The organism is Rhodococcus sp. AG1013, assembly GCF_003350365.1.
Classification (GTDB): domain Bacteria; phylum Actinomycetota; class Actinomycetes; order Mycobacteriales; family Mycobacteriaceae; genus Prescottella.
Window position 1 is genome coordinate 294,211 of record NZ_QQAT01000003.1, and the last position, 16,103, is coordinate 310,313.

Consider the following 16,103-nt stretch of genomic DNA (forward strand, 5'->3'; position numbering starts at 1 on the left):
GTCGACGGGGCGAATATCCTGTAGTGGTGAACTGGACTGTCGACGTTCCGATCGACCGCTTGCCCGAACTTCCGCCGCTGCCCGCGGGTATGCGTGAGCAGCTCGACGCCGCGCTCGCCAAGCCGGCCGCGCAGCAGCCGCAGTGGCCCGCCGACCAGGCGTCGGCCATGCGCACCGTCCTCGAGAGCGTGCCGCCGATCACGGTGGCCAGCGAGGTCGAGGCGCTGTCGGCGAAGCTCGCAGAGGTGGCACGCGGTGAGGCCTTCCTGCTGCAGGGCGGTGACTGCGCGGAGACCTTCGCGGACAACACCGAACCGCACATCAAGGGCAACATCCGCACGCTGCTGCAGATGGCCGTCGTGCTCACCTACGGTGCGAGCCTGCCCGTCGTCAAGGTCGCGCGCATCGCCGGGCAGTACGCCAAGCCGCGCTCGTCGAACACCGACGCGCTGGGCCTGCCGTCGTACCGCGGAGACATGGTCAACTCGATCGTCGCCGACGAGTCGGTCCGGGTCCACGACCCGTCCCGTCTGGTCCGTGCGTACGCGAACGCCAGCGCGGCGATGAACCTCGTGCGTGCGCTCACCGGCGCCGGGATGGCCGATCTGCACAAGGTCCACGACTGGAACCGCGAGTTCGTGACGTCGTCGCCGGCCGGTGCCCGCTACGAGGCCCTCGCCGCCGAGATCGACCGCGGCCTGCAGTTCATGAACGCGTGCGGTGTCACCGACCCCAGCCTGCACCACGCACAGATCTTCGCCAGCCACGAGGCGCTCGTCCTCGACTACGAGCGCGCGATGTTGCGCCTCGACAACGACGACGATCACCCGAAGCTGTACGACCTGTCGGCGCACTTCCTGTGGATCGGCGACCGGACCCGCCAACTCGACGGCGCGCACATCGCGTTCGCCGAACTGCTCGCGAACCCGATCGGCCTCAAGATCGGCCCGAGCACGACCCCCGAGATGGCGGTCGAATACGTCGAGCGGCTGGACCCGACGAACAAGCCCGGCCGGCTGACGCTGATCTCGCGGATGGGCAACGGCAAGGTACGCGACCTGCTGCCGGCGATCATCGAGAAGGTGCAGGCCACCGGTCACCAGGTGATCTGGCAGTGCGATCCGATGCACGGCAACACCCACGAGGCATCCACCGGCTACAAGACCCGCCACTTCGACCGGATCGTCGACGAGGTGCAGGGCTTCTTCGAGGTGCACAACGGTCTCGGCACCCATCCGGGCGGCATCCACGTCGAACTCACCGGTGAGAACGTCACCGAGTGCCTCGGCGGCGCCCAGGACATCTCCGACCTGGACCTGTCCGGACGCTACGAGACCGCGTGCGACCCGCGCCTGAACACCCAGCAGTCGTTGGAGCTGGCGTTCCTCGTGGCGGAGATGCTCCGCGGCTGACACCCACCGCCCGTCCTGAAGGGTCCCTTCCTTGAACTGCGCCCGCAGCGCACGAGGGGACCCTTCAGCCGTTCTCGGGGGATACAGGGGGACGGGTCAGGGGAAGGAGATCAGCGTGACGGTGCCGCCGGGGGCCACCCGGTCACCCGAACCCGGGTTCTGCGAGATCACCAGCGAGCGGTCCGACCCGGCCACCTGACGGACCTCGTACTGCAGGCCCAGGCGGGCCAGTTCCGACTTCGCGGAACCGACGGTGCGTCCGAGCATCGACGGCACCTTCACCGCGTTGGAGACGCGCAGCGTGACGCTCGACCCAGCCTTGACGCTCGTGCCCACCGCGGGGTCGGTGCCGATCGCGTCTCCGGCGTCGACATTCGCGTCGAACACCTGCTGCACGTCGCGGACAGTGATGCCCACCGAGTCCAGGGCCTGGCGGGCGGCGTCCTCCGACATCCCGGAGACGTTCGGGACGTCCACCGGCGGCGCGCCCTTGCTCCGGATCATCCGGACCTGGGAGCCGACGTCGAGCATCGTGCCGGGGGCCGGTTCGAGCGCGGCGATGCCACCGACCGGAACGCGCGCGCTGAACGCCTCGCCGCCGTCGACGGGGGCGAACGTGCGCTCACGCAGTGACGTCTCGACCGCGGCGACATCGCCGCGACCGCTGACCTCGGGAACCGTGGGACGGCCCAGCGACACCAACAGCGTCACGTCGGACCCGCGCGGCACCTTGGCGCCCGCGGCCGGATCGGTGCCGACCAGGGCATCGACCGCGACGGTGTTCGAGTACTCGCCCCGCGTCTGCGTGGAGAGCCCCGCGGCCTCGATCGCGGTTGTGGCGCCCGCGGTGTCGAGGCCGTCGATCGCCGGTATCGCGGCGTAGCGACCCGAGCCCAGCCACCAGCCGCCGAACCCCAGCCCGGCGGCGACCAGCAGGATCACCAGCAGCCACACCAGTACCGTGCGGCGGGACCGGCGCCGTTGCGCGTCGATGTCCCCGAAGCCGTGTTCGGCCGGTGGTTCGCTCTCGGGCGGGCTCTCCGGCAGCCGCGGCGTCGCGGTGGTGACGACCTTGGTGTGCTGGATGCCCGACTGCGGACCCTCCGTCGGCGCGGACATCACGGTCGTCGCATTCTCGGACGGCGCGGGTGCCGGTGCGGGCGGCCCCGCGGCATCGTGCGGGGTGCGCGTGGTGGCGGCGGTGGGGAAGCCGGACTGCTGTGCCGTCCGACGCGGAGCCGGAACCCGGTACGACGGCAACTGCAGCTGTGTGCACACCGAGCGCAACTCGGCCGCCATCGCACCGGCGTCGGCGAAACGTTCCTCGGGATCGCGCTCGGTGGCGCGGACCACGAGGTCGTCGAATTCCGCCGGAACGCCGTCGATGACACTGCCGGGTTCGGGAACGTCGTTGTCGATGCGCTGGTAGGCGATCGACAGCGACGTGTCGCCCGTGAACGGCGTCGTACCCGTCAGCATCTCGAACATCAGCACCCCGGCCGCGTAGACGTCGCTGCGGGCGTCCGCGGTGCCGGTGGTGACCTGCTCGGGGGACAGGTAGGCGGCGGTTCCGAGGATGACGCTGCGCGACGTCGTGTTCGACGCGGCGATCGCCCGCACCAGACCGAAGTCGGCGATCTTGACGTCCCCCGAGTGCGAGATGAGCACGTTCTCGGGCTTGATGTCCCGGTGGACCAGGCCTGCGCGGTGCGCGACGGCGAGGGCCTCGAGAACAGGTCGGGCGACGGCAGCGGCGGCGTGCGGGGGCATCGGGCCGCGTTCGCGCAACAGCTCGCGCAGCGTGCCGCCCTCGACGAGCTCCATGACCAGGAAGGCGTGCTCGCCGTCGCTGCCCTGGTCGTGGACGCCGACCAGCCCGGGATGGTTGAGCCGGGCTACCGCGCGGGCCTCGAACTCGAAGCGCGCGAGGAACTGCGGATCGGCGGCGAACTGTGGGTCCATCACCTTGATCGCGACCGGTCGGTCCAAACGCAGGTCCATGCCGCGGTACACGGTGGACATGCCGCCGCGCGCGATGGGTGCATCGATGCGGTAGCGCCGATCGAGCACCACACCGATCAGTCGTCGACCTCCGGGATTCAAGCTCGCGCCCCCTCGTTCCTTCCACAGATTCAGTTCGATCGTAGTCAGCCCGCGTCACCGTCCCCGTCCCGACGAAGGGACCGTGGTCGAAGCCGCGGTGCGGACCCGATAACGTTACGGGAGTGAGTGCTATCCCTTACTGCGATGACGTGTTGGACCGATCGATCTCTCTGCTGCAGTTGGCAGACGTGTCGAAGCAGATGGGTCTCGTCGTCACCCACGTGCACCAGTTGCTGCGCGACCACGAGCTGATCGCGGTTCGCCGTGACAGCGTCCTCGGCGTTCCGGAGGCGTTCTTCGGCGACGACGGACAGCCCGTCCGTCTGCTGCCGGGACTGATCCGCGTGCTCAAGGACGGCGGTTACGAGGACGAGGAAATCATGCGGTGGCTGTTCGCCGAGGACGATTCGCTGCCCGGTACGCCCATCGATGCGATGCACGGTGACCTGGCGCGTGAGGTCGTCCGCCGCGCACAGTCGATGGCGTTCTGAGTTTCCGGCCGGGTCGGGTCGCGGGTAGGTCCGCGGCCCGGACCCGGTGCGCTGTGTCGTCAGCGGTCCCGCACGGTCAGCGTTCGCGCGAGCAGCGGCAACGCAACCGCCAGCCGTCGGTGCCGAGGAACCGTCGCGCGCCGGTCGAGGACTCGGAACCCGCTGTCCTCCACCTCGTCGAGGATCTCGGAGTACAGCACGAAGGCGGCGCGCATCCCCGGACGGACACGGGGCTCGAGCATGTCCAGTCCCGGCTCCGCCTGCCGGTAGAGCGCTCGCGTCAGGGCAGTGAAGTGGGCCAGCGCCCGCCGCAGCCACGGGTCGACCGTCCCGGTGCGCCGACAGCGATGCAACAGTTCCTCGTCCACCCCGAACGTGGTCCAGGTGTCGGCGGGTAGGTACACCCGCCCACGGTCGAGGTCCTCGCCGACGTCGCGGATGAAATTGGTCATCTGGAAGGCCTCGCCCAGCGCCACCGCCCGGGGCGAGGCCTCCGCGAGGGATGTCGTGGTGCCCAGGACGGGCAGCATCTGCAGGCCGATCACCGCGGCCGATCCGTGCATGTACTGCCGCAGCGCGTCCATGTCGGGATAGTTCGCGCGGTACGTCGGCGTGCCCGGGATGTCCATCCGCATCGAGTCGAGGAACGAGCGGAAGTGGGCGACCGGGATGTCGTAGCGGCGGATCGTGTCGGCGAGGGCCGTGACGACCGCACCGGTGCGGGGATCGTCCACGGGGCGTCCGGCGAGTGCATCGTCGAGACGAGACTCGACGAGGTCGACCGCTGCCGCGCGCTCGGCCGGTGGCCGGCCGGCGCAGTCGACGTCGACGACGTCGTCGACCGTGCGCGCGAACCCGTACAGGGCGTGGACGGCGGGCCGTCGCTCCGGCGGCAGCAGGCGGGTCGCGAGGTAGTAGGTGCGGCCGTGCTCGGCGGCGAGCCGACGGCAGTGCCGGTACGCCGCGGCGAGGTCGTCCGTGGGGGTTGCTCGGATCACAGCGCTGGTCGGGTCACACTGCTGGTCGGGTCACCGACGAGCGCTGCTCGGCGGCGTCGGTCATCTCGTCGACCGCCACCGCGGCCGCCGCGGCCGCGGCACGGGGTTTGTCGGACACCGACCGCAGACGCAGCGGGTCGACGGTCCTGAGGGACACCGCAGCCACGACAGCGGCGAAGGTGGCCAGCGCGACGTGGAAGAACGTGTAGAGCCCGATCGACCCGTCCGGCTGGAACACCAGCATGAGCCACGTCGACAGACCGACGAGGATCTGCAGCGTTCGGGTCGACATTGCAAAGCCGGCGGCGATCGAGAGCGGCCACGAGTAGTACCAGGGCAGTGCGGCGGGGGAGAGGACGACGATCGCGACGAGGGCGACGAGGATGCCCATGACTGCGTCGCGCTCGGTCTTGCGGAACCGCCACCACACCGCGACGAGGATTGCGACGAGCGCGACCGCACAGATCATGCGGGTGATCTCGAGGGCCGGTTGACCGGCGTGCAGCTCGCTGCTCACCGTGACGATGTGCGCCAGGAACGTCGGCAGCGACAGCCAGTTGATGATCTTCGCGGAGCCGGACAGCGCGGTGAGCCACCCGATCCCGACACCGGCGGCCGCCGAGGCCGCGGTGAAGATCGCGACGAACACCGCGAACCCGGTGCCCGCGGTCTTGAAGAAGGCCGCCAGGGGTGTCGCGGGTTCACGGCCCTCGGCCAGCGCCTTGTCGCGCTCGTGGATCATCCAGATCCACACGATGAACGGCAGCGCGATCCCTGCCATGGCCTTCACCGCGACGCCGAGTGCGATGATCGCGACAGCCGCGACATGCTTGCGATCCAGCGCGAGAGTGATGCCGGCGACCATCAGGCCGACCATCAGAAGCTCGTTGTGGACGCCACCGATGAGATGGATCAGCACCAGCGGGTTGAGGACAGCGAGCCACAGCGCGATCGCCGGGTTGCCGCCGAGCTGACGGGCCAGCCGGGGCAGCGCCCACACCATCAGCGCCAGACCCGGAAGCATCGTCAGACGCAGCATCATCGTGCCCGCGACGACGTTGTCACCGGTGATGGTCGTGATGCCCTGGCCGAGCAGTAGTGAGATCGGACCGTACGGTGCGGTGGTGGTGGTCCACACGTTGCTGACGTTGTCGAGCAGGATGCCCGGGTTGACGACGGGTCCCACCGCGTACGGATCGAAGCCGTCCCGCAGAAGGGCTCCCTGCGCCAGGTAGGAGTACGCGTCCCGGCTGAACATCGGGACCGCGAGCAGCATCGGCGCGGTCCACACCGGGACCGTCCACGTCAGCGCTCGGAGGCCGACACTGCCCTTGATCGTGGCTCGGCCGAGGCGCACCCACGCGGTGATCATCGCCAGGACGCCGCCCCAGATGACGATCGTCGACAGGACGTAGCCGTGACCGAAGCGCAGCCACGACAGGCTCATATCCTCGAGCAGCGGATCGTGCCGACGGACGCTGCCGGCGCCGAAGCCGCCGAACGTGATCATCAGGGCGCCGACGAAACCGAGAACCGTCGAATGTCCCTCGGGGGTGCGCAGATAATCGGCGCTCGAACGCAGCCAGGACCGCTCGGTAACGGCAGCGTCGTGGATTCCGGAAGAGGCCGACATCGGTGCAGGTTCCTCCCCGGAAGGATCGTTCAGTGATATCCGGCCGCGTCGTGACGGTCGGACAGCATGGGACGGGTAGTCAGTTTAGTGCGTCGGCGGCAATTATCGGGCAAGCACCGGCTTCGGCCGTCCGCACACGCGCTCGGCGGCGAGTTTGCCCGAGATCAAAACCGTCGGGACGCCGACGCCGGGTGTCGTTCCGGATCCCGCCAGAACGACGTTCGCCGGCCGTCTGACCAGGTTGCGGCGCCGGAACGGCCCGGTCTGCCGGAAGATGTGGGCCGGAGCGAACGGGCTCCCGGCCGCCATCCCCTGACGGGCCCACGTGGCAGGCGTATCGATGTGATCAACGGCATAGTCGGTGCCGATGTCGTGGTATCCGCGCTGTTCCAGGGTCTGCAGGAGCTCGCTCGCGTACGCGTCGGTCAATGCCGACCAGTCGAGCGGGGCGCTGTCGAGGTTCGGGCACGGCGCCAGCACCGACAGTGGTTCGTGTTCGACGCCGTCACGGTTGAGGATCAGCCCGGGATCGGTCACCGCGGGGCGGGTGATCAGCAGGGACGGATCGCTCATCAGGCGGCCGCGTCCGGGCCGCGCCGCGATCTCGGCGAACGTGCGCGCCCACTCCGCGCCGAAGTCGATCGTGTGGTGGTGTGGCGCACCCCACCGCGTGCTGGTGACGCGGGGGACCGTGCCGTGCAGCACGACGGCCGACGGCGAGATCCGCTGACGACGGACGCGTCGGGTCGCCAGCAGGTCGTCCACGATCGGCAGGTCGGGGGTGAGGACGAGCGCATCGCACGGAAACGAACGACCGTCGGCGGTGTGCACGGTGCGCACCCGGTCACCGGACCGCTCGATGCGGGTCACCTCGGTGCCCAGGTGCAGGGTGCCGCCGGCCGAGGTGAAGGCGTCGGCCATCGACTCGGCGATGGTGCACATCCCGCCCTCGGGGAACGACACCCCGAGCGAAGTGTCCATGTGCGCGATCGCGCCGTACACCGCGAGCGCCTTCGCCGGCGCCACACCCGCGTACAGGGCCTGGAACGTGAAGATCCGCTGCAGCCGTGGATCAGTGACCCGCCGGGCAACCTGACCGCCGAGCCGGCCGAAGCCGCCTGCTGCGAGCAGGCGCGCCAGATCGGTCGCCGACTTCCGGGTGGAGAACAGATCCAGCGGTGAGTCGAAGTTGGCGTCGATGAACGTGTCGAACTCGGCGTCGAACACCCGGGCCAGCCACCGGCGCAGATCCAGATAGCGGCGTGCCTCGTCCGGTCCGCAGACCCGGGCGACCTCGGCGACCATCCGCTCGGGGTCGGAGTGCACGTCGATCGTCGAGCCGTCCGCGAAACGCGCGTGGTACGCGGGAGCCAACCGATGCAACCGCAGCGGCGGCGTCGTCGTGTCGAAGTCCGCGCCGACGGCGGCGAGCGCGTCGCGCACCAGTTCGGGCATCGTCAGCACGGTGGCGCCGCTGTCGATCACGTACCCGGGGCCCCGGTACGTTCCGACGCGCCCGCCCGGACGGTCGTCACGCTCGAGCAGCGTCACGTCCCGGCCGCGCCCCCGCAGATGCAGCGCGGCGGCCAGCCCGGCCAGCCCGGCGCCGACCACCACGACCCGGTCGGTGGCGCCCGGAACGGTGCGCACACCCACGGCGATCAGGCGTCCCGGCGGGTGACGGCGATCGCCATCTCCCGCAGTCGCCGCTTGCCCTCGTCGGTGGCCGTGCTGCCGTCGAGCGCCGCGAGTGCGTCGGCGGTGAGTTCGGAGATGCGACGTTCGGCGTCGTCGACGGCGCCCAGGTCGGTGATCACGGTGCGCAGCCGCGCGACCTGCGTATCGGACAGGTCGGTGCCGATCGACTCACGCAGCAGCGCCGCGGCCGCCGGATCGGTGGCGTCGGCGCGCTGCAGGGCCTCCGCGAACAACACGGTGCGCTTGCCCGCGCGCAGGTCGTCGCCGGAGGGCTTGCCGGTGACCTCGGGATCGCCGAAGACCCCGAGCAGATCGTCGCGGAGCTGGAACGCGATGCCGATGTCGGTGCCGAACCGGCGGTAAGCCTCGACCAGGGCGTCGTCGGCCCCCGCCAGTGCCGCACCCAGGTGTAGCGGGCGTTCGATCGTGTACGCGGCCGTCTTGAAGCGGTTGACGCGCAGCGCGGCCTCGATCGATTCGTCCGCGCGCACCTCGCCGCTGATGTCGAGGAACTGACCACCCAGGACCTCGGTCCGCATCGCCGACCACACGGGGGAGATGCGGGCGAGGGTCTCCGGCGCGAGCCCGGCCTCGCGGACCATGTCGTCGGCCCAGGCCAGTGCCAGATCGCCCAACAGGATCGCGACGGCCCGGCCGAATTCCGCGCTGCCGCCGCTCCACTGCTGCGCGCTGTGCTGATCGGCAAACTCGACGTGCACGGTGGGGAACCCCCGACGCGTGGTGGACGCGTCGATGATGTCGTCGTGGACCAGTGCGCACGCCTGCACCAGTTCCAGCGCCGACGCACTCCGCAGTACCGCGTCCGCCTGCGCGCCCTCGGGGTCGCCACCGGCTGCGAGCCAGCCCGTCCACGCGAAGACCGGACGCACCCGCTTGCCGCCGCGCAGCACGAAGCTCTCGAGGGTCGCGACAGCGTTCTCGTAGCCGCCGCCGACCGAACGGATCGTGTCGGCCCGCGACGCGAAGAAATCGCGGAGCGCACCCTCGACGAGATCGGTGAGCGGTGGGGTGGACCGGGAAGGGCGAGTGGACTCGCCGGCTCCAGCGGACAGGACAGCCTCCAAGTTGAGTACGGACCGGCGCGCGGCGGCGACCGTGGCGCAAAGCCTCGACACCACCATAGTGGTCGCTCGGATGCCGAGGCTGCCGGTACGGACCCCACTCGATGCGGGTGAAACAGGGAGGCCAACCTATGCTGGATCGGTGACATTCGATGCCGTTCGGGGGCGCAACAGCGCGGGTTGGGAGACCCAGACCCCATCGATCGTGGACCGGATCAGCTCGTCGGAAGCTTCCAAGAGTGGTCGGATCCCCTTCTCAGTCGAGTTCTCGCCCCCGCGTGACGCGGACGCCGAGGCGCGTCTGTGGCGCGCGGTCCGCGAGTTCGAGCGACTCGGACCGGCGTTCGTGTCCATGACGTACGGCGCGGGCGGCTCGACACGCGATCGCACCGTCCGGGTCACCGGCCGGCTCGCGGAGGACACCACGCTGCTCCCCGTGGCGCACTTGACCGCGGTGGGGCACAGCATCGACGAACTGCGTGCGATGTGCGGCGCCTACGCCGATCGCGGTATCAGCAACATCCTCGTGCTCCGGGGCGACCCGCCCGGTGATCCGCTAGGTGAGTGGGTCAAGCATCCCGACGGCGTCGAGTACGCCGAGGAACTGGTCCGTCTGGTCCGCGACATGGGCGACTTCCATGTGGGTGTGGCCTCGTTCCCGGAAGGCCACTACCGGGCGCCCGACCTCGAATACGACACGAAGTACCTCGTGTCCAAGCTGCGGGCCGGCGCCGAGTACTCGATCACCCAGATGTTCTTCGACGTCGACGATTATCTGCGACTGCGCGACCGCGTCGTGGCGTACGACCCCGAGCAGGGCGAGAAGCCGATCATCCCCGAGATCATGCCGATCACGTCGCTGCGCTCGGCCCGTCGCAGCCTGGAGCTGTCCGGTTCGAAGCTGCCGGCCGCGCTGGAGGAGCGGCTCACCCGGGCTGCGGGTGACGGTCCGGAGGAGAACCGTGCCGCGGTGCGTGAGATCGGTATCGAGGTCGCGACCGAGATGAGCGAGCGGTTGATCGCCGAGGGCGCGCCGTGCCTGCACTTCATCACGCTCAACTTCGCGCGGGCCACCGGTGAGGTGCTGGCGAACCTGGGTATGTCTGCCTCGACGTCGGTGTGACGGGCTCGACGCGTCCGCCCATTGGGTGAGTGCCGGCCGCGGAGTCGCCCGGCACTCACTCGTCGGTTCATCCGGTGATGTTGCTCGTCTGATTGCTCCAGTCGGGGTCGCCGAACAGTTCGCCGGTTCCCGAGACGAAGGCGCTGTGCGCCCGGGTGTCACCCTGCAGTCGGTCCATGACCCAGGCCGTGAGGTAGCCGAGGAAGCCGGTCACGCCGTTCACGCAGCCAAGGTTGTCCGGGGTGCAGCCCGGCTGGCCCTGAATGTCGTTGTGGTTGGGGCCGTTCAGGGTTGCCCGCACCTTGGTCAACGATTCCGGAGTCGCCTCGTAGTAGGCCTGTGCGGACTGGATGCCGATCATCTGCCACGGCAGCGGCTGGGTGGACGCCGAGATCGGGCTGTCGGAGCCGTTGACGTAGAAGACCGAGCCGGTGGTGAGCTCCCGGGGGTCCGTGCAAGTCGTCATCCCCTCCGGTTTCGGTAACCCGAGCGTGCACATGTACTGGCCGGGGAGCTCGATGGGGACCGCGGTCCTGACGGTGCCGCCGGAGTGCGCGGTCGCGTTGAGGGTGCCGACCGCGCCCTGGGAGTGCCCCATCGCGCCGACGGCGTCGGTGTCCAGCTTCTGATGGAAGACGCTGGACGGATCACCGTCCTGGCGCCGGAGGAAGTCCACCGCCTCCAGCATCTCCCGGCCGGAGCCCGTGTTGGTGTTGTCGGCCGCGATCACCACGAAGCCCCAGGACGCCAGGTGCGAGAGCAGATAGTCGTACTGGTGCGGGTGGGCGAAGGTGCCGTTGCCCCAGGTGATGATCGGGTGGCGCTCCCCGTTCGCGCCGAGGTCGGTGGGGTACCAGACATCGAACGCGGCGCCGGTGGAGTCGCAGCAGCCGAAGCCCTTCTGCGTGGTCAGCTCCCACGGCCCGCGGTCGGAGTACGTGGATTCGACGGCCTTCGTGGGCCCGGCGGCCGACGTGGGAATCCCACCCGCTTGTGCGGTGGTGCCGGCGGCGACCACTGCCGTGATCGCGGTGACGAGGACGACGAGACTTTTCCGCAAGCGACGTGTCATAGGTCGAGAGGGTAGGCATCGCGCCTAGCGGGAATTAGGCTTTGTGACGGTATCGTTACAATCCTGCCGTCATTCGCGGCCGCCCAGTGAGTCGAACGCCGCCGTCGTTAGGCTCGTACCGTGACGGAGCGACAGCGGGGCGGGCGGGCGGCCAGGGCGGAAGCGCGGCGTGAGGCCATCCTCGACGCGGCGATGACGGTGATCGCCGAGCGTGGCTATCGGGCAACGACGCTCGCTGCCGTGGCGGAACGCGTCGGGCTGACCCAGCCCGGTCTTCTGCATTACTTCCCCAGTAAGGAACACCTCCTGGTCGGCGTGCTCGAGGCTCGCGACCGGTGGGATGTCGCTGCGTTCCTCGCAGGGGCCACGGATGCGCGCCTGTCGCACCTCGAGCAGGTTGTCGAGTTCAACGCCGAACGTCCCGGTGTCGTCCAGACCTTCACCGCGTTGGCGGCGGAGAGTGCGATCGGCCAGCATCCGGCACGGGAGTTCTTCACTGAGCGTTATGCCGGTGCGCGTGAGGTTTTCGCCGAGTTGCTGCGGCGGGAGTTCGGCGATCGACTGCCCGGTGGTCTCACGCCGGAACAGGCGTCGCCGTTGTTGATCGCGGTCTTGGACGGCATGCAGATCCAGTGGCTCCTGGCTCCTGAGGATGTCGACATGCCCGCTGCCTTCCGTAACTTCGTCGCGCTGCTCGCCCTGGGTGATCGTTCCGAGGACGGCACCGGCCGACGCTGACGCGAACCTCTCGCGCGGTTGCTCATCGGCACCACGGCCCCCGTCGATGCTAAATATAACGTTTTCATATCAACGCCTATCACTCATTAGGTGATCGTGTCAGTATCGAACCGCTGTGGCGCCACCCAGCTGCCCAGTCGGCCGCATCCTCGCCGGGATCGGCGAATCGACTTGTTCGCCAACCGGTTTCATTCTGGTGGACGCGGTTCGCTGGTTGCTGAAACCGTTCGATGACAAAGGAATTCACGATGGAGAACGAAGCCGTACGCGAGGCCGTCGAATCGGCGCTCGCCAAGCTGGATCTGGACGCGAAGGCGCGACTGCTTCAGGGGCAGGACATCTGGACCCTGCCGCCGCTCCCCGAGATCGGTCTCGGCTCCGTCGTGATGTCCGACGGCCCTGTCGGCGTGCGCGGGGCCAGCTGGGGTCCGGAGGACCCGTCCGTCCTGCTGCCCTCGCCGACCGCGATGGCCGCGACCTGGGATCCCGAGCTGATCGCCCGGGCGGGGACGCTGCTCGCGCAGGAGGCGCGCCGCAAGGGCGTGCACCTGCTGCTCGCTCCCACCGTGAACATGCACCGCACCCCCGTCGGTGGCCGGCACTTCGAGGCGTATTCCGAGGATCCGCTGCTCACCGGCGCGATCGGCTCCGGCTTCGTCCGCGGCGTGCAGTCCGGCGGCGTCGGAGCCACCGTCAAGCACTTCGTGGCCAACGACGCCGAGACCGACCGGATGAGTGTCGACAACATCGTCTCCCCGGAGGCCCTCCGCGAGCTCTACCTCGCGCCGTTCGAGGCGATCGTCGAGGATGCCCGACCGTGGGCGATCATGTCCGCCTACAACGGCGTCAACGGCACCACGATGAGCGAACACACCGAACTACTCAGGGGCGTCCTCCGCGACGAGTGGGGCTTCGACGGGATCGTGGTCTCCGACTGGATGGGCACCCGCTCGACGGTGGGCGCGATCCTCGGCGGCCTGGACGTCGCGATGCCCGGCCCGGTGTCCGTCTACGGCGAGCTCCTCGTCAAAGCGGTCCGGGACGGGGAGGTCGACGAGTCCGTCGTCGACGAGGCCGTGCGTCACGTCCTGTTGCTCGCGGCGCGTGTCGGGCTGCTCGAGGGCGCCCCGGCCGCGGTCGCCGAGTTCCCCGCCGCGGTCGACGGCCGCGAGATCGCGCGCGAGGTCGCCCGGCGCTCCTTCGTGCTTGCCCGCAACGCCGAGGTCGACGCCGCCCCGGTGCTGCCGATCGACCCTGCCGAGACCACCGTCGCGCTGATCGGCCTGGCCGCGCGGGACGCCCGCGTGCTCGGCGGAGGATCCGCCATGGTCTTCCCCGAGGCTGTCGTCTCCCCCCTCGCCGGGCTGACCGCTGCGCTGCCCGACGGCAAGCTGAGCTACAGCGTCGGCACGGCGCTGAGCGACGAGATGGGCGTCGCCGACCACGGATTCGAGCTGCGCGCCCGCTGCTACGCCGCCGACGGCTCGCTGCAGCGCGAGCTCCCGCTGGCGAACGGCAACATCATGTGGATGGGCGACCTCCCCGAGGGCATCGACTACGAGGCGCTGCAGACTATCGAGATCATCGGCGCCTTCACGCCCGAGCAGTCCGGCCCACACCGCTTCGGCACCAAGGGCATCGGCCAGTTCACCCTGACCGTCGACGGCGAGACGCTGTTCGAGGGCGACCAGGCGCTGGAGAGCTTCGACCCGTTCGAGATGCTCTTCGGCTCGCCGAAGGACCGCGGCGTCGTGGAGCTCGAGGCGGGCCGGACGGTCAAGGTGGTCCTGCGGTACACCCCGATGAAGATGGAGGGTTCTCCCATCGCCATCGTCAGCTTCAGTCTCGGACACCTCGAGCCGCAGCGTGACCCCGAGGAGCTCATGGCCGAGGCCGTGGCCGCCGCCACCGAGGCGGAAGTGGCCGTCGTCGTCGTCGCCACCACCGACAAGGTGGAGTCGGAAGGCTTCGACCGCACCACGCTGAAACTGCCGGGTCGTCAAGACGAGTTGGTGGCCCGTGTGGCCGCGGCCAACCCGAGAACCGTCGTCGTCGTCAATGCCGGTTCGCCGGTGGAGATGCCGTGGCGCGACGAGGTCGCGGCGGTGCTGCTGAGCTGGTTCCCCGGGCAGGAGGCCGGCGCCGCACTGGCCGACGTGCTGGCCGGTGTGGCCGAGCCCGGCGGCCGGCTGCCGACCACCTGGCCCGCCACGCTCGCCGACTGCCCGGTCACCGACGTCACCCCTGTCGACGGCAAGCTCGCCTACGCCGAGGGCCTGTTCATCGGTTACCACGCGTGGGATCGGTCCGACGTCGACCCCGCGTATCCCTTCGGGCACGGCCTCGGCTACACGACCTGGGCGTACGAGGGCGTCGAGCGGGACGCGGACACCGTCACCGTGACCGTCCGCAACACCGGATCCCGGCGCGGACGCGAGGTCGTGCAGGTCTATCTCGCGCCGGTCGAGGCGCACGCAGACCGGCCGGCCCGGGCGCTCGCGGGCTTCGCGACCGTCGAGGCATCGCCCGGCGACGCCGTCACCGCGACGATCACCCTGCCCCGCCGGGCGTTCGAGATCTGGGACGAGGAAAGCCGCTCGTGGGCCTACCAACCCGGGGCGTACGACCTTCAGGTCGGCCGGTCGTCCGGGGATTGCCCCGTCACTCTGCGGATCGAGACGATGGAGTAGCCGTCCGGTCCAGCTCCACCAGTTCCTTGCCAGGCGTTGCGATCAGAACGTTTGTATGCCGTATGCGGCCATCATCTGGGGCGGCAGCCGGTGCGCGCGAGTCCACCCGATCGGTTCTTCCGGCCGATCGCATCCGAGTTGGGGGAGACACATTATGGCAACAAGAATCACGGGCAGACGATGGAAGGCGATGGCGGCCGTGCTGGCGGCCGCGTCAGGGATGGCGGCTCACGCCGTCGCCCTGGCGTCGCCGGCCGCCGCGCTGCCCGGCGGTACCGAGTATGTGAATCTCGGCGACAGTTTCAGTGCGGGATCGGGCGTCGCTCCGATCGCGTCCGGACAGCTGCCGCAGTGCTGGCAGTCCGAACAGAACTTCGCACACATCGTGGCAGCCGAATCGGGTTATCGGCTCACCGACGTCAGCTGCGGCGGCGCCAAGACCGGGGACTTCTACCAACCACAGTATCCGGGGACCCGGGCCCAACTCGACGCGCTGTCCCCGTCGACCGAGCTCGTGACCGTCATGATCGGCGGAAACAACAACGACACCTTTGCCGGCGCCATGGCGACCTGTATCGGTGCCTGGGCGGTCAGTCCCGGCGCCTTCGACCCGTGCAAGTCGCGATACGGCGCGGGCCTGTTCGAACCGATCACCAGCCAGACCTACCCGGCGCTCGTCAAAGCGCTCGAGGACGTACATGCCCGCGCCCCGCGAGCCCATGTCGTCGTTGTCGGGTACCCGTGGTTGCTGCCGGCGACCGGAGGCTGCTTTCCGCAGTTCCCGATCGCGCAGGGCGACGTCCCGTATCTGCGTGATCTCCAGGCGACGCTCAACGACGCGATCGCGCGAGCGGCCGCCGAGACGGGTACGTCGTTCGTCGACATGGCCCGGGTATCGGAAGGGCGCGACGGCTGTAAGCCGGTGGGGGAGCGGTGGATCGAGCCGCTGGTCTACTCCGCGCAGCCGGTGCCGGTGCATCCGAATGCAGACGGCGAACGCGCCCTCGCGAGGGAGGTCGCCGCGGTGATCGCGAACGGCTAGCGAACGCCGAGTGCTGCCACG

At 69.5% G+C, this 16,103-nt stretch carries 12 protein-coding genes; 6 read left to right on the forward strand and 6 right to left on the reverse strand.

The window, feature by feature from the left end:
- The first annotated feature begins 26 nt into the window (after positions 1-26).
- Positions 27-1,412, forward strand: coding sequence for a class II 3-deoxy-7-phosphoheptulonate synthase (locus DEU38_RS06410; RefSeq protein ID WP_114719430.1), 1,386 nt, complete (start codon positions 27-29; stop codon positions 1,410-1,412).
- Positions 1,413-1,508: 96 nt separating this feature from the next.
- On the opposite strand, the gene pknB is transcribed toward DEU38_RS06410, so the two are convergent.
- Positions 1,509-3,515: a Stk1 family PASTA domain-containing Ser/Thr kinase gene (gene pknB, locus DEU38_RS06415; protein WP_114719269.1), complete on the reverse strand. Its 2,007-nt coding sequence runs from the start codon at positions 3,513-3,515 to the stop codon at positions 1,509-1,511.
- 122 nt (positions 3,516-3,637) lie between these two features.
- Between pknB and DEU38_RS06420 the strand changes: the two genes are divergently transcribed.
- Positions 3,638-4,006, forward strand: coding sequence for an Rv2175c family DNA-binding protein (locus DEU38_RS06420; RefSeq protein WP_114719270.1), 369 nt, complete (start codon positions 3,638-3,640; stop codon positions 4,004-4,006).
- Positions 4,007-4,065: 59 nt separating this feature from the next.
- Here the strand turns inward: DEU38_RS06420 and DEU38_RS06425 are convergent, their stop codons facing one another.
- The 4 genes from DEU38_RS06425 to DEU38_RS06440 form a co-directional block, all read right to left on the reverse strand.
- Positions 4,066-5,001: a phytoene/squalene synthase family protein gene (locus DEU38_RS06425; RefSeq protein ID WP_114719432.1), complete on the reverse strand. Its 936-nt coding sequence runs from the start codon at positions 4,999-5,001 to the stop codon at positions 4,066-4,068.
- A gap of 16 nt (positions 5,002-5,017) precedes the next feature.
- Positions 5,018-6,637 carry an alpha-(1->6)-mannopyranosyltransferase A gene (locus DEU38_RS06430; RefSeq protein ID WP_114719271.1) on the reverse strand — a complete coding sequence of 540 codons (1,620 nt, stop codon included), beginning with the start codon at positions 6,635-6,637 and terminating at the stop codon, positions 5,018-5,020.
- 102 nt (positions 6,638-6,739) lie between these two features.
- Positions 6,740-8,299: a phytoene desaturase family protein gene (gene crtI, locus DEU38_RS06435; protein WP_114719272.1), complete on the reverse strand. Its 1,560-nt coding sequence runs from the start codon at positions 8,297-8,299 to the stop codon at positions 6,740-6,742.
- Positions 8,299-9,420 (reverse strand): polyprenyl synthetase family protein, encoded by a 1,122-nt coding sequence (locus DEU38_RS06440; protein WP_254622551.1) that lies wholly within the window; start codon positions 9,418-9,420, stop codon positions 8,299-8,301. The genes crtI and DEU38_RS06440 overlap by 1 nt, the downstream gene beginning before the upstream one ends.
- Before the next feature lie 139 nt (positions 9,421-9,559).
- Between DEU38_RS06440 and metF the strand changes: the two genes are divergently transcribed.
- Positions 9,560-10,540: a methylenetetrahydrofolate reductase [NAD(P)H] gene (gene metF, locus DEU38_RS06445; protein ID WP_114719273.1), complete on the forward strand. Its 981-nt coding sequence runs from the start codon at positions 9,560-9,562 to the stop codon at positions 10,538-10,540.
- Positions 10,541-10,607: 67 nt separating this feature from the next.
- Here the strand turns inward: metF and DEU38_RS06450 are convergent, their stop codons facing one another.
- The gene (locus DEU38_RS06450; protein ID WP_114719274.1) at positions 10,608-11,612 is read right to left on the reverse strand and encodes a hypothetical protein; all 1,005 of its coding nucleotides are present in this window, start codon (positions 11,610-11,612) and stop codon (positions 10,608-10,610) included.
- A gap of 120 nt (positions 11,613-11,732) precedes the next feature.
- Between DEU38_RS06450 and DEU38_RS06455 the strand changes: the two genes are divergently transcribed.
- From DEU38_RS06455 to DEU38_RS06465, 3 genes are all read left to right on the forward strand, one after another.
- A complete protein-coding gene (locus DEU38_RS06455) occupies positions 11,733-12,350 on the forward strand; it encodes a TetR/AcrR family transcriptional regulator (protein WP_217487137.1) in 618 nt (205 codons plus the stop codon).
- A gap of 248 nt (positions 12,351-12,598) precedes the next feature.
- Positions 12,599-15,040, forward strand: coding sequence for a glycoside hydrolase family 3 protein (locus DEU38_RS06460; protein WP_220181884.1), 2,442 nt, complete (start codon positions 12,599-12,601; stop codon positions 15,038-15,040).
- 154 nt (positions 15,041-15,194) lie between these two features.
- Complete coding sequence (locus DEU38_RS06465) at positions 15,195-16,082, forward strand: SGNH/GDSL hydrolase family protein (RefSeq protein ID WP_258557651.1); 888 nt, start codon at positions 15,195-15,197, stop codon at positions 16,080-16,082.
- The last annotated feature ends 21 nt before the right edge of the window (positions 16,083-16,103 follow it).

Excerpts from the sequence above, each read along its gene's own strand:
- DEU38_RS06430 (WP_114719271.1), bottom strand. The coding sequence starts at position 6,637 with ATGTCGGCCTCTTCCGGAATCCACGACGCTGCCGTTACCGAGCGGTCC.
- DEU38_RS06450 (WP_114719274.1), bottom strand. The coding sequence starts at position 11,612 with ATGACACGTCGCTTGCGGAAAAGTCTCGTCGTCCTCGTCACCGCGATC.
- DEU38_RS06460 (WP_220181884.1), top strand. The coding sequence starts at position 12,599 with ATGGAGAACGAAGCCGTACGCGAGGCCGTCGAATCGGCGCTCGCCAAG.
- DEU38_RS06465 (WP_258557651.1), top strand. The coding sequence starts at position 15,195 with ATGGCAACAAGAATCACGGGCAGACGATGGAAGGCGATGGCGGCCGTG.